The 249-nt window shown below is 51.4% G+C and carries 1 protein-coding gene; it reads right to left on the bottom strand.

Translation table 11 applies throughout. The features are described from left to right. Positions 1–249, bottom strand: a 249-nt coding sequence (gene tnpA / locus BHE89_RS02570) for an IS200/IS605 family transposase (RefSeq protein ID WP_128860284.1), incomplete at both ends; no start/stop codon positions are given.

Raw genomic sequence — 249 nt, 5'->3', positions numbered from 1 at the left:
CAATCAGGCGTTGACTGGCTCTGAACGTAGGCTCTGAGTGTTTCAATCGTTGCCCCTCCGGTGCTACAGACAAAGTACGACCTTGACCACAAAAGCCCCGTTTTACTTTGCGTCCGTAAATGTGTGTTTTGCTGGCGCAGCAGGCGCGACGATACTGATTTCAGATTGTTGACCATCACACTGACTGCCAGTTTTGGCGGGTAAGCAACCAGCAGATGCACATGGTCAGGCTCTCCGTCCATCTCAATA

The sequence above is a fragment of the Shigella sp. FC1967 genome, from assembly GCF_001743005.1.
Lineage (GTDB): Bacteria > Pseudomonadota > Gammaproteobacteria > Enterobacterales > Enterobacteriaceae > Proteus.
The sequence above is the reverse complement of the archived record's forward strand: the minus strand, read 5'-3'. Positions and strand labels throughout refer to the sequence as shown.